The 13,031-nt window shown below is 73.5% G+C and carries 12 protein-coding genes; 5 read left to right on the plus strand and 7 right to left on the minus strand.

The window, feature by feature from the left end:
- Positions 1-18 precede the first annotated feature (18 nt).
- Positions 19-1,107, plus strand: a complete 1,089-nt coding sequence (locus ACE1OC_RS35240; protein WP_407840391.1) for a lactonase family protein — start codon at positions 19-21, stop codon at positions 1,105-1,107.
- Positions 1,108-1,381: 274 nt separating this feature from the next.
- Here the strand turns inward: ACE1OC_RS35240 and ACE1OC_RS35245 are convergent, their stop codons facing one another.
- Together ACE1OC_RS35245 and ACE1OC_RS35250 are read right to left on the minus strand one after the other, a co-directional pair.
- Positions 1,382-2,296 (minus strand): sirohydrochlorin chelatase, encoded by a 915-nt coding sequence (locus ACE1OC_RS35245; RefSeq protein WP_407840392.1) that lies wholly within the window; start codon positions 2,294-2,296, stop codon positions 1,382-1,384.
- A gap of 132 nt (positions 2,297-2,428) precedes the next feature.
- Positions 2,429-3,115, minus strand: a complete 687-nt coding sequence (locus tag ACE1OC_RS35250; RefSeq protein WP_254381347.1) for a uracil-DNA glycosylase — start codon at positions 3,113-3,115, stop codon at positions 2,429-2,431.
- A 181-nt stretch (positions 3,116-3,296) separates the two neighbouring features.
- Between ACE1OC_RS35250 and ACE1OC_RS35255 the strand changes: the two genes are divergently transcribed.
- The gene (locus tag ACE1OC_RS35255; protein ID WP_407840393.1) at positions 3,297-4,931 is read left to right on the plus strand and encodes a vWA domain-containing protein; all 1,635 of its coding nucleotides are present in this window, start codon (positions 3,297-3,299) and stop codon (positions 4,929-4,931) included.
- A gap of 66 nt (positions 4,932-4,997) precedes the next feature.
- Here the strand turns inward: ACE1OC_RS35255 and ACE1OC_RS35260 are convergent, their stop codons facing one another.
- Positions 4,998-6,089, minus strand: coding sequence for a WD40/YVTN/BNR-like repeat-containing protein (locus tag ACE1OC_RS35260; protein ID WP_407840394.1), 1,092 nt, complete (start codon positions 6,087-6,089; stop codon positions 4,998-5,000).
- A 202-nt stretch (positions 6,090-6,291) separates the two neighbouring features.
- Here ACE1OC_RS35260 and ACE1OC_RS35265 point away from each other — a divergent pair, with 202 nt between their 5' ends.
- Together ACE1OC_RS35265 and ACE1OC_RS35270 are read left to right on the plus strand one after the other, a co-directional pair.
- On the plus strand, positions 6,292-7,392 hold the full coding sequence (locus ACE1OC_RS35265) for an NADH:flavin oxidoreductase/NADH oxidase (protein ID WP_407840395.1): 1,101 nt from the start codon (positions 6,292-6,294) through the stop codon (positions 7,390-7,392).
- Positions 7,393-7,525: 133 nt separating this feature from the next.
- Entirely contained in the window at positions 7,526-7,873 is a 348-nt protein-coding gene (locus tag ACE1OC_RS35270; protein WP_407840396.1) for an ArsR/SmtB family transcription factor, read from the plus strand.
- Between the two features lie 39 nt (positions 7,874-7,912).
- On the opposite strand, the gene ACE1OC_RS35275 is transcribed toward ACE1OC_RS35270, so the two are convergent.
- The gene (locus ACE1OC_RS35275) at positions 7,913-9,268 is read right to left on the minus strand and encodes an FAD-dependent oxidoreductase (RefSeq protein WP_407840397.1); all 1,356 of its coding nucleotides are present in this window, start codon (positions 9,266-9,268) and stop codon (positions 7,913-7,915) included.
- Positions 9,269-9,320: 52 nt separating this feature from the next.
- Positions 9,321-9,974 carry a DUF305 domain-containing protein gene (locus tag ACE1OC_RS35280; RefSeq protein WP_407840398.1) on the minus strand — a complete coding sequence of 218 codons (654 nt, stop codon included), beginning with the start codon at positions 9,972-9,974 and terminating at the stop codon, positions 9,321-9,323.
- Positions 9,975-10,059: 85 nt separating this feature from the next.
- Here ACE1OC_RS35280 and ACE1OC_RS35285 point away from each other — a divergent pair, with 85 nt between their 5' ends.
- Positions 10,060-11,541, plus strand: a complete 1,482-nt coding sequence (locus ACE1OC_RS35285; protein ID WP_407840399.1) for an LVIVD repeat-containing protein — start codon at positions 10,060-10,062, stop codon at positions 11,539-11,541.
- Here ACE1OC_RS35285 and ACE1OC_RS35290 read toward each other — a convergent pair.
- Together ACE1OC_RS35290 and ACE1OC_RS35295 are read right to left on the minus strand one after the other, a co-directional pair.
- A complete protein-coding gene (locus ACE1OC_RS35290) occupies positions 11,532-12,176 on the minus strand; it encodes a TetR/AcrR family transcriptional regulator (RefSeq protein WP_407840400.1) in 645 nt (214 codons plus the stop codon). The two genes, ACE1OC_RS35285 and ACE1OC_RS35290, sit on opposite strands and share 10 nt — an antisense overlap.
- 37 nt (positions 12,177-12,213) lie before the next feature.
- Positions 12,214-12,978, minus strand: a complete 765-nt coding sequence (locus tag ACE1OC_RS35295; RefSeq protein ID WP_407840401.1) for a phosphatase PAP2 family protein — start codon at positions 12,976-12,978, stop codon at positions 12,214-12,216.
- Positions 12,979-13,031 lie beyond the last annotated feature (53 nt).

A 13,031-nucleotide genomic window follows, 5' to 3' on the forward strand; every position in this document is an offset into this window, starting at 1 on the left:
GGCGGAGAGGGGCCTCTCGTGGGCGACGCGGACAGTGGTGTGGGCGGTACGGACCGTACGGCCGACGGCGGCGGACACCGGGCCTGGATCGGCTCGTTCACCTCGGGGGGCGGCCGCGGTGTCACCACCGCGGCCGTGGATCCGGCCACCGGAGCGCTGACCCCGCTCTCTGCCACGGACGCCGTCGCGGACCCCTCGTACCTGGCCCACGACCCCGTCACCGGCGTGCTGTACGCCGTGAGCGAGACCGAACAGGGCGCCGTGGGCGCCTTCCGGACCGCCGCCGCGGGGCTCGTCCCCCTCGGCGCGGCCGTCCCCGTCGGCGGCTCCGGCCCCACCCACCTCGGCGTGGCCGGGCGCCGGCTGCTGACCGCCAACTACACCTCGGGCAGCGTCAGCAGCCTCCCGCTCGCCGCCGACGGCTCGATCGGGGAGCCCGCCGCCGTACTCGTCCACCAGGGCTCCGGCCCCGACGCCGGCCGGCAGAAGGGCCCGCACGCCCACCAGGTGCTGCCCGCCCCCGGCGGCCGCTGGGTGCTCAGCGTCGACCTCGGCACCGACTCGGTACGGGTCTGCGCGCTCGACCCCGCCACCGGAACCCCGGTGCTCCACGCCGAGACCGCGCTGCGCGCCGGAACCGGCCCCCGGCACCTCGCCTTCCACCCCTCCGGCGAGGTGGTCTACGTCCTGCACGAGCTGGAGCCGCAGCTGACCGTCTGCCGCTGGAACGGGCGGTCGGGTGAGCTCCAACCGGTCGACGAGGTTCCGGTCGCTTCCACGGGCGCTCCAGGGGCCGCAGCGGCCTACCCCTCGGCGGTCGTGACCTCGCCGGACGGCAGATTCGTCTGGGCGGCCGTCCGCGGAGCCGACGCCATCGCCACCTTCTCCCTCGCCGACGGCGCGGAGAAGCCGCTGCTCACGAGCACCGTGCCGTGCGGGGGCACGTGGCCGCGCGATCTCACCGCCGACCCCTCGGGGCGTCGGCTGTACGCGGCCAACGAGCGCTCCGGCGACGTCACCTGGTTCGACGTGGACCGGGCGACGGGCGAGCCGCGCCGGGCCGGCTCGGTGGCCGTGCCCGCCGCCACCTGCGTGGTCTTCGGGTAGGGGGTGTCCGCGAAGTCCCGTCGGCCGCCCGAAGGGCGGCCCCGCGGGGTCTGGTGCGTGCTCTCGGTGTGCCGGGCGGAAGTCCGTGTACTGGACGTACTCGGGATTTCGCCCGGTGCGCCGAGAGCACGTGCCAGGCGCCGCGGGGCAGGCGGGACTTCGCGGACACCCCCTAGGCCGTACCGCCGTACGTACGAGGGCCCGCGCCCCGGCTCGTCCGATTCGGAACGGTCCGGGGCGCGGGCCCTCGTGCGTACGGCATGAGCCGGGGAGGTCAGTGGGCGGCGGCGCCCAGGGTGATTCCGAGGGCGGCGGAGTACTGCGCGACGGCCAGCTTGCCGAGCGCGGGGTACGCGCCGAGCACGTCGGCGGCGCTGCAGCCGGCCTCCTTGCAGGCGGTGTCGAGGAGTCCCTCGGCGGCCTCCGGGCCGACCAGGTACGGCGCCAGCGCGAGCTGGGTCGAACCCTCGCGGCGGAGCTGGTCGGCGATCGCGGCCACCGAACCCTCCTCGTCCAGCGCGGCGGCCATCACCGGCACCGCGAGGCGGGCGGCCAGCAGCATGCCGGTGATGCCCGCGGCCTGCACGGCCTCCTCGCCACCGGTGGTGGCCAGGACGATGCCGTCGGCGGCCGTGGTCACGCTGAAGAGCCTGGCCCGGTCGGCGCGGGCGAGACCGGCCTCGGACAGCCGCACGTGCAGCCCCTCGGCGAGCAGCGGGTGCGGACCGAGCGGGTCGGCGAGTTCGGCGGCGGCCGAAGAGTCCATCAGGGCCTGGCGCATGCGGCGCAGCAGATCCCCGTCGGGGCCGGCCAGCAGGGGGACGACCACGGCGTCCGGGCCGGTCGGCGCGGGCACCTCCTGCCCGGCGGCGCGGGCGGCCTCCGCGCGGGCGGCGCGGTCGCGGGCGACGGCGGTCAGCACGCCGGACAGGGACGGGAACTCGGTGGCGTCGTCACCGTCGAGGAAACCGACCCGGGCGTCCAGGCCGGGCAGCTCGGAGCGGCCGATGCTGATGATCTCTTCCGCGATCCCCCGCGAGGCGGCGGAGGGGGCACCGGGCACGGCGAGCACCAGCGCGGGCGCGCCCTCGGGCGCCACCGCGGGCTCGGGCCGGCGGTGCCGTCCGGTCTGGCGGGGTCGCGGCATTCGTACGGGCAGGCCATTTGCGGGCCCAGTGGGGGAGCTCATGGCGCCGCATGCTACTGGTTTATCGAAACCGGGTGTTCGGGCAGGGCCTTCTCCGGCGGCATCTGTCCGTATTTATCCAAGGAATGTCAGATACCGTTCAACGATCCGGTCACCCTCCGGACACCTCCGTGGTCATCCCGCGGCGGGAAGCCGCCAGTCCACGGGCTGCGCGCCCTGGCGGACCAGCAGGTCGTTGGTCCTGCTGAACGGCCTGGAGCCGAAGAACCCGTTGTCCGCGGACATCGGGGAGGGGTGCACCGACTCCACGGCCGGCAGATCGCCCAGCAGCGGCCGGAGGTTGCGCGCCTCGCGCCCCCACAGCACCGACACCAGGGGCTTGCCGCGGGCCGCGAGCGCGCGGATGGCCTGCTCCGTCACGGCCTCCCAGCCCTTGCCGCGATGGGCGTTGGGCTTGCGCGGGGCGGTGGTGAGCGACCGGTTCAGCAGCAGGACGCCCTGCCGGGTCCACGGGGTCAGATCCCCGTTCCGGGGCCGTCCCGTGCCGAGATCGGCGTGCAGTTCGCGGAAGATGTTGTCCAGGCTCGGCGGCCACGGGCTGACTTCGGGAGCCACGGAGAAGGACAGGCCGATCGCGTGCCCCGGCGTCGGGTACGGATCCTGCCCGACGATCAGCACCTTCACCTCGTCGAAGGGCTGCTGGAACGCGCGCAGCACGTTCGCGCCCGCGGGGACGTAGGTCCTGCCCGCCGCGATCTCCGCGCGCAGGAAGTCGCCCATCGCGGCGATCTGCGCCGCCACCGGCTCCAGAGCCCGGGCCCAGCCCGGCTCGACGATCTCGTTCAACGGTCGCGCTGCCACGGTCGATCACTCTACTGGCCCAGTCCGCCGCCCGGCGCCACACCTCGGGAGGGCGCCGGGTCCCGCGGCGCCCCACCGGCCGTCCGTTGTCGCTTCGATACCTGTTCGCAACTGGTTCGATTGCTCCAACTCCCCGTCCCCGACGTCACATTCATCACCGACGACGTTCGAGGGAGACGGTATGGAGCCCCACGAGGACCGCACGCCCGGCACGCCCCGCACGCCCAGTACGCTCCGCACGCCCAGCGCCTCCGGCGCATCCCGCAGGGCCCGTCCGGCCCGGCGCAGAACGCGCGGCAGACTGGCCGCCGCGCTCCTCGCCGGCGGCCTCCTGCTGACCGGCTGCGGAGGCGGCGGCTCGAACCGCAGCGCCGACGGGGAATGGAAGGGCGGCGACTCCAAGCCGCGGCCGTCCGCCACCCGCCCCGGCGGAGAAAGCACGGAGGGCGAGAGCGACGGACGGCGCCCCACCGGACCGCCCGCCGACTACCTCTCCACCTTCGCGCTCGACGTGGACACCGCCAGCTACGGGTACGCCCGACGCACCCTCGGGGACGGCAAGCTCCCGGACCCCGCCACCGTGCGCCCCGAGGAGTTCGTCAACAGCTTCCGGCAGGACTACCAGGAACCCGACGGCGACGGCTTCTCCGTCACCGTGGACGGAGCCCGCACCGCCGAGGCGAACTGGTCGCTGGTCCGCGTCGGCCTCGCCACCCGGGTCGGCAACGGCGGGGCGGACGGCGCCGAGGCCCGGCCGCCCGCGGCGCTCACCTTCGTCGTGGACGTCTCCGGATCCATGGCGGAGCCGGGCCGCCTCGACCTCGTCCGCACCTCCATGGGCCTGATGACCGACGAGCTCCGCGAGGACGACTCGGTCGCCGTCGTCACCTTCAGCGGCAAGGCCGAGACCCGGCTGCCGATGACCCGGGTCGAAGGCCACCGCGACCGGATCCACGAGGTGATCGCCGCACTGCGCACCGCCGACTCGACCAACGTGGAGGCCGGGGTCACCCGCGGGTACGAGGTCGCGGTCGAGTCGCTGCGGCCCGGGGCCACCAACCGCGTCGTCCTGCTCTCCGACGCCCTGGCCAACACCGGGGCCACCTCCGCCGACACCATCCTGAAGCGGATCGGCGAGGCCCGGACCAAGCACGGGATCACCCTGTTCGGCGTGGGCGTGGGCAGCGAGTACAACGACGCCTTCATGGAACAGCTCGCCGACCGGGGCGACGGGCACACCACTTACGTCTCCGACAAGGAGGGCGCCCGCAAGGTGTTCTGCGAGGACCTCCCGGCGCAGGTGCAGCTGCGGGCCCGCGACGCGAAGGCGCAGGTGGCCTTCGATCCGCAGACCGTCGAACGGTTCCGGCTGATCGGCTACGACGACCGCCGCGTCGCCGACGGTGATTTCAGGAACGACGCCGTGGACGGGGGAGAGGTCGGCTCGGGCCACTCCGTGACCGCCCTGTACGCGGTACGGCTGCGCCCCGGCGCCACCGGACACCTGGCGACGGCGACGGTGCGCTGGCTGGACCCGCGCACCCGCGCGCCGCACGAGGAATCCGGCAAGATCGAGGCGGCGGCCCTGTCCGGCGACGTGTGGACCGCGGCGTCCACGCGCTTCCAGGTCACCGCGGTGGCCGCCTACTTCGCCTCCGCCCTGCGCGAGCGCGACGGCGGCTGGGAGCGGGTGCCGGGCGCCGTCCCGCTGGGGAGCCTGGCCGGGCACGCGGACCGGCTGGCCGGGAGCACCGAGGATCCGGCCGTGCGCCAGCTGGCGCAGGCCGTGCGCCAGGCCCGCGGACTCACCGGCTGAGGACCCCGAACCGGGTCGGGACCCGGGTCAGGACCCGGGTCCGCACGCCGCTACGGGGCGCCGCCGCTAACCGTGCAGCACGGCGGCCCGTACGCACAGGACGTCGGGGAGGTGCTCGGCCAGCAACTGCCAGCTGTCCCCGTCGTCTTGGCTGGCGTACAGCTCGCCGTTGCGGTTGCCGAAGTAGATCCCGGCCGGGTCCGCGTCGTCCGTGCAGAGCGCGTCGCGCAGCACCGTGCCGTAGTGGTCCCCGGCCGGGAGGCCCTTCGTCAGGGGCTCCCAGGTCGCGCCCGCGTCCTGGGTCCGGAAGACCCGGCAGCGGTGCTCCGCGGGGACGCGGTCGATGTCGGCGTTGAGCGGGAAGACGTAGGCGGTGCCGGGCCGGTGCGGGTGGGCGGCCACCGCGAAGCCGAAGTCGGAGGGCAGGCCGGCGCCGATGTCCGTCCAGCGGGTTCCGGCGTCGTCGCTGCGGTAGACGCCCCAGTGGTTCTGCAGGTACAGCCGGTCGGTGTTCCCGGCGTCCTGGGCGATCTTGTGCACGCACTGGCCGAACTCGGGGTCCGGCTCGGGCAGGAACACCGCCGAGACCCCGTGGTTGGACGGGGCCCAGCTCGCCCCGCCGTCCCTGGTCCGGAACACCCCGGCCGTGGAGACCGCCACCGTGACCAGGTCCGGGTCGCCCGGGTCGGTGATCACCGTGTGCAGGCCCTCGCCGCCGCCACCCGGGACCCACTTGTCCCGGGTCGGGTGCTCCCACAGGGGGCGGACCAGCTCGAAGGACTCGCCGCGGTCGGCGGAGCGGAACAGCGCGGCCGGCTCGGTCCCGGCGTAGACCACGCCGGGGGCCTCGGGCCCGGCCGGATGGAGCTGCCAGACCCGCTCCAGGGAGGCTCCGGTGTCCTCGGGGAACTTCACGGCGGCCGCGGCGGGCTCCCGCCAGGTCGCGCCCAGGTCGTCGGAGCTGAAGACGGACGGCCCCCAGTGCGTGCTGTCCCCGGCGACCAGGAGCCGGGGCGCGGCGCCGCGCCGGTCGATGGCGACGGCGGAGACCGCCTGGGCGTTGAAGTGGGGCTCCCCGAACTCCCAGGTGCCGCCGGAGCCCCGGCGGCCGATGAACAGTCCCTTGCGGGTCCCCGCGAGCAGTACCACGTCGGTCATGGCCGACACCTCCGGACGTCTTTGTCCTGCACGGCAGCTTTCCAGCCAGTCTGCACCCGGCCACTGACAGCGGCCGGGTGCCGCGCGCGAGCCCGCCCGATCATACGAAGAGTCTCGTACTACGAGAGATTTCGTAGTACGGTGATCCTCGTACTTAGCGGCCGGTTCCCCGGTGCGCTTCCAGTCGCCTCTGGAGACCCACATGAGTGCTGCCCCCGTATCCTTCGCCGCGCTGTTCCAGCCGTGGACCATCCGCTCGGTCACCGTGCCGAACCGGGTGTGGATGGCCGCGATGTGCCAGTACAGCGCCGAGCCGACCGGTCCGGACACCGGCGTGGCCAACTACTGGCACTTCGCGCACTACGCGGCCCGCGCCACCGGCGGTACCGGCCTGATCATCCAGGAGGCCACGGCCGTCTCCCCCGAGGGGCGGATCTCGCCGTATGACCTCGGCATCTGGAACGACACCCAGGTCGAGGCGCTGCGCCGGATCACCTCCTTCCTCAAGGGTCAGGGCGCGGTCCCCGGCATCCAGATCGCCCATGCCGGCCGCAAGGCCTCCACCGACCGCACCTGGAAGGGCGGGCAGCCCGTCGGCCCCGAGGCGCACGGCTGGCAGCCCAGTGCCCCGAGCCCCGTGCCGTTCTCCGAAGACCATCAGGTCCCGCACGAGCTGACGGTCGGGGAGATCCGGGACGTCGTGGAGCAGTTCGCGGCCGCAGCCCGGCGCTCGCTCGCCGCCGGCTACCAGGTGGTCGAGATCCACGGCGCCCACGGGTACCTGATCGGCGAGTTCCTCTCCCCGCACAGCAACAAGCGCACGGACGAGTACGGCGGCTCCTTCGAGAACCGCACCCGCCTCGCGCTCGAAGTCGTCGACGCCGTACGGGCGGTGTGGCCCGAGGAGCTGCCGCTGTTCTTCCGGATCTCCGCCACCGACTGGCTGGAGGAGGACGGCTGGACCGCGGACGAGACCGTCCGGCTGGCCGTGCTGCTCGAGCAGCACGGCGTGGACCTCCTCGACGTCTCCACCGGCGGCCTCGCCCCCGGAGTGACGATCCCGGTCGGCCCCGGCTACCAGGTGCCGTTCGCGGCCCGGGTCAAGGCCGAGACCACCCTCCCGGTCGCCGCCGTGGGTCTGATCACCGAGCCCGAGCAGGCCGAGAAGATCCTGGCCAACGGCGAGGCGGACGCCGTCCTGCTGGGCCGGGAGCTGCTGCGCGACCCGTTCTGGGCCCGCCGCGCGGCCGCCGAACTCGGCGCCGAGATCCGTACGCCCGTGCAGTACCACCGCTCCTGGTGAACAGGTGCGGCGCGGGGACGGGGGTCCCGCGCCGCACCCGCCGTTCGGCTCCGCTCCTACGATGGTTCTCGTACGATGGAGGCGCATACGGCGTCGTGGCAGCGCAGCATCACCCAGCGAGTGGAGTACGGACATGACGGAACGTGACGCGGCCCGTGTCCTCGCCCACCCCGAGGCCGCCGAGATCCGGCTCGAAGGCGTCCTGCACGCCCTCTCCGACCCGGTCCGGCTCTCCATCGTCCGCGACCTCGCGGCCACGGAAGCCGAGCTGGCCTGCTCGTACTTCGAGCTCCCGGTCACCAAGTCCACGACCACGCACCACTTCCGCGTCCTGCGCGAGAGCGGCGTCGTGCGCCAGTGCTACCGGGGTACGGCCAAGATGAACGGGCTGCGCCGTGCCGAGCTGGCGGAGCTGTTCCCCGGGCTCCTCGACGGGGTCCTCGCGGCCGCCGCCGCCGAGCAGGCGCGCGACGACGGCTGAGGCGCGCGACGACGGCTGAGGCGTGCGCGCCCCGGCGCGTCAGTCGGTGCCGCCCGCCGCCGCCAGCAGGCCCTCCCAGTCCGGGATCTTGACGGAACGCCGGCCCAGGGACCGCCCCAGCTCCGCCTCCGCCGTCTCGATGGCCAGCCACCCCGGCCACCGGACGGGTCGCAGCCCGGCCTCGCGCAGGGCCTCCAGCGGGTCCCGCTCCCGGTCGCGCCGGGCCAGCGCCCCCGCGTCCTGGAGCAGGGAGGAGGCCGTCTCCTTCGCACAGGGCCGGTTGGTGCCGATGACCCCGGTCGGGCCGCGCTTGATCCAGCCCGCCACGTACTCGCCGACGGAGGCGCGGCCCTCCCGGAGCACCCGGCCCGCCGCGTGCGGGACGGTACCGCGCCGCTCGTCGAAGGGCAGCCCGTCCAGCGGGACGCCCTGGTACCCCACCGAGCGCAGCACCAGCTGGGCCGGGACGTCCTCGTAGACCCCCGTGCCGGTGACCCCGCCCAGGCCGTCGGGGGCCGTCCGCTCGAACCGCATCCCGGTGACCCGGCCGTCCGGCCCGCCGAGCACTTCCACCGGGCGCAGGAAGAACCGCAGCGCGATCCGCCGGTCCCCGCCGCTCGCCGGAGCCGCCGCCCAGCCGCGCAGCACCTCCACGTTGCGCCGGTTCACGGCCGGCAGGGCCGCGCCCGGGTCCGCGTACGCCGGGTCGAGGGCCAGTTCCGCCGGGTCGGCCAGTGCGTCGACGCCCGGCAGGGTGCCCAGCTCGCGCAGCTCCTTGGTGGTGAACTTGCCCTGGGAGGGCCCGCGCCGGGCCACCATGTGGATCGCGCGCACCCCGCTGGCGCCGAGCGCCCCCAGGGCCGGCTGCGGCATGTCGGTGGGGGCCAGCTCCGGTACGCCCCGGGCCAGGATCCGCGTGACGTCGACCGCCACGTTCCCGGCGCCGACCACGATCGCCGCATCCACCCCGGGCAGCCCGAAGGCCTCGGCCGCGGCGTCCGGATGGCCGCTGTACCAGGAGACGAAGGCCGTGGCGGAATGCACCCCGGCGAGGTCCTCGCCGGGGATGCCGAGCATCCGGTCCCGGGCCGCGCCGACGCAGTAGACCACCGCGTGGTACAGCTCCAGCAGCCGGGCGGTGGACAGGGCGTCCCCGCCGACCTCGACGTTCCCGAGGAAGCGGATCCGCTCGTCCTCCAGCACGGTGCGCAGGCTGCCCTGAAGAGACTTGATCTTCTCGTGGTCGGGGGCCACCCCGTAGCGCACGAGCCCGTACGGAGCCGGCAGCCGGTCGAACACGTCGACCCGGATCCCCGGCACCTCACGCTGCTGTACGAGTGTCTGTGCGGCGTAGACCCCGCTGGGGCCCGATCCGACGACGGCGATACGAAGCACGGCGGAGCTCCTCCCGCAGGTGTTCCCAGCATGACACCGGGTGCCGGGGCCGTCAGCCCATCGCGCGCATCCGGTGGATCTCGGCGCTCTGCGTGGCCGCCACCTCGTTGGCCATCTCCTCCACGGCGGCGTTGTTGCCGGCGGCCAGGACCTCGCCGGTCATCTTCAGGGCGCCCTCGTGGTGGGCGGTCATCAGGGTGAGGAAGAGCCGGTCGAACTCCGGCCCCCTGGCCGCGGCCAGCTGCCCCAGCTGTTGCTCGGTGGCCATGCCGGGCATCGCCGCGTGGTCATGGCCTCCCGGGGCGGCGGTGGGTGCCGGGTTGCGGGCCACCCATCCCTCCATCGCGCCGATCTCGGGCTTCTGCGCGGCCGCGATGCGATCGGCGAGCCGCTTGACCCCCTCGGCGGAGGCCCGGTCGGGGGCCAGCGCACTCATGGTCAGGGCCTGCCCGTGGTGTTCGATCATGTTCCGCACGTACGCTCGGTCCGCCGCGTTGGGGCTGTCGTCGGGCAGCTCCCGGGCCGCTTGTTCGGGGGAGATGGTGCGCGCCTTCTCGCCGGGTCTGCCGGGGGCGATCACCGCCGCCTTGCCGTCCGCCGCGCCGTCCGCGCCGCCGCCGTCCGTGCAGCCGGCGAGGGGGAGCAGGAGCCCGAGGGTCAGGGCCGCTCCGACGATTCGCCCGAGTGAGACTTTCGCCATGTCCATGCAAAGGACCATACTGCCGGGGTCCGCGTTCCGTTCCCACCACGGGCGGAACCGATCGGACCCATGGGAGGGCACAGTGACCTCGATGCACACCAGCAGAGCGCGGCGCAGATCCCTGGGAGTGGCCGCAGCCGCGGCCGGACTCCTCACCACGTTACTGGCGGCCGGACCCGCGGCCGCCACCCCCGACCCGGGCGACCTGCTCCCGGGCGTGGGCGCGCCGCAGAGCGCCGCCACCGCGGCCGGCGCGGGACGGGAGTTGGCCCCCGGCGAGATACCCGGCCAGGACGAGATCGTCCACAGCCGGAACATCAAACCCTTGGCCAACATCCCGAGCACCGACCCGAACCAGATCAACTCCGACATGGCGTTCCAGGGCAAGTACGCCTACGCGGGCAACTACAACGGCTTCGTGATCTACGACATCGGCAACCCCAAGGCGCCGAAGAAGGTCACCGAAGTGCTCTGCCCCGGCGGGCAGAACGACATATCGGTAGACGGTGACCTGCTCTTCCTGTCCACCGACTCCTCGCGCAGCGACGACTCCTGCAACAGCGTCTCGCAGCCCGCCACGGAGAAGTCCTCGTGGGAGGGCATCAAGATCTTCGACATCAAGGACAAGAAGAACCCCAAGTACATCAAGTCCGTCGAGACCCCGTGCGGCTCCCACACCCACACGCTGGTGCCGGGCGGCCGGAACGCGTACCTCTACGTTTCCTCGTACAACCCGAACGACGCCTTCCCCGACTGCAAGCCGCCGCACGACGGCATCTCGGTCGTGAAGGTCCCCAAGAAGAACCCGACACAGGCCGCGGTCGTGGCCTTCCCGATCCTCTTCCCGGACGGCGGCAACCCGGGCGGGCCCACCAACCCGGGCGTCTCCAAGACCACGGGCTGCCACGACATCACCGTGCTGCCCTCCAAGGACCTCGCCGCCGGCGCCTGCATGGGCGACGGCATCCTCTTCGACATCAGCAAGCCCGAGGAACCGCGCGTCATCGACCGGGTCCAGGACAACGTGAACTTCGCGTTCTGGCACTCGGCCACCTTCAACGAGCGGGCGAACAAGGTGGTGTTCACCGACGAGCTGGGCGGCGGTGGCGGCGCCACCTGCAACGAGGCCACCGGCCCCACCCGGGGAGCCGACGGCATCTACGAGATCACCGGCCGCGGCGACCAGCGCAAGCTCGTCTTCAAGAGCTACTTCAAGATCCCGCGGATGCAGGCCGACACCGAGAACTGCGTGGCCCACAACGGCTCGCTGATCCCGGTCGGCGGCGGCCGCGACATCATGGTCCAGGCCTGGTACCAGGGCGGCATCTCCGTCTGGGAGTTCACCGATTCCACCAGCCCGAAGGAGATCGCCTACTTCGAGCGGGGCCCGCTGACCACCGACAAGCTCGGCCTCGGCGGCTCCTGGTCCGCGTACTACTACAACGGGCACATCTACTCGAACGACATCGTCAAGGGCCTCGACGTGCTGCGGCTCGACGACTGGCGCACCGACAGTGCCAAGTGGGTGTGGCTGGACCGGCTCAACGTGCAGACCCAGCCCGACTACCGCTGACGCGGAGAGGGAAACGTTCCGCCGGGCGGTCCACCGTCCGGCGGAACACCCAGCTCCCAGTCCAGCCCGTAGCGCTGGAACAGCTCGGCCCGCAGCCGGGCGGCCGGCATCGGAGCGCCCGGCAGCAGCACCGCCACCACCGCGCCCATCAGCAGCGCCCGCAGCAGCGGATAGTCGGTGTCCACGTCCGCCGATCCGTATCGGCCGACGGTGTCCCGCAGCAGCTCCGCGAGCCGCTGCTGCTCGGCGCACTGGACGAAACCCTCCGCCTGCAGGATCCCCGCCATGTGGGTCCGCATCAGCCGCGGCCGGTCCATGGCCAGCCCGAGGATCGCGTCGATCGCCCGGGCCAGGCGCTCCCTGCCCGCGTCGGGTCCGGCCGGCCGGGGCTCCCGCTCCAGCGCCGCCTCCAGCGTGAGGTGCATCAGCCGGTGCACGGCGGACTGCAGCAGCTGGCGCTTGCCCGGGAAGTAGTAGGACACCAGACCGCGGGCTGCTCCCGCCCGGTCGGCGATGTCGCCGAGGGTGGTGGCCTCGAAGCCGCGCTCCCCGACGAGCTCGACCGTGGCGTGCAGCAGCCGCTCCCGGGAACGCCTGCGCAATTCTTCATTGACCGATGCGCTGCGCGGGGACATGCTTGCTCCTGCGTTGACTGGCTCGCGGCCAGTATACTCAGCGCGCCGGACCGCCTGCTCTGGGCGACACGGGGGATCGCCCAGAGCAGGCACCGTCCGAGACCGCGAGCGCCACGATCACCGCACCGAGCAGCCAGCCCCCCAGGACGTCCGAGAACCAGTGGACGCCCAGGTAGATCCGGGTGAAGCCGACCCCGAGGACCGAGACCGTGGCCAGGAGCAGCGCCACGGCCGCGCGTGACCGCCCGGGCGGGCGGGAGTCCGGGTGGGGGAGCGGGCGGGAGGGCGAGCGGGAGACCCGGTCGGAGAACGGCCGGGCCGGCCCGCGCGCGACCAGCCACACGAGCAAGCCGCAGACCACCATCGCCGTCATGGCGTGCCCCGACGGATAGGCGGCGTAGTCCGCGGAGACGACGGGATCCGGCCATACCGGCCGCTCCCGTCCCACCCAGACCTTCAGCCCCTGGCTCACCGCCGAGGCCGCGAGGGTGGCCAGGGCGATCCGCAGCGCGCACCGGCCGTTGCCCCGCCACCACAGCAACAGGCAGGCAGCACCCGCCAGGGCCCGCATGGTCCACGGGTCCCAGACCCAGTCGCTGAGCACCCGCACCAGCCCGGTGACCCCGGGGTGGGAGACGGCGTAGGAGTGCAGATTCCGCGCGATCCGGCCGTCGAAGGACAGCAGCGGAGCCCAGCCGATGGCCACCAGGACCGTCAGCACGATCGCTGCGAGCGCGGCGAGCGCCACGGCGAACAGCGCGCACGCTCGTGAGGTCTGCAACCGTACGTGGGCGTTCCGCATCCGCCGATCCTCGCATCCGGCGGCGTCGATGCCCCGTAAGGGCGACTGCCCCG

Source organism: Streptomyces stoeckheimensis (assembly GCF_045822005.1).
In the GTDB taxonomy this organism is placed as follows: domain Bacteria; phylum Actinomycetota; class Actinomycetes; order Streptomycetales; family Streptomycetaceae; genus Streptomyces; species Streptomyces stoeckheimensis.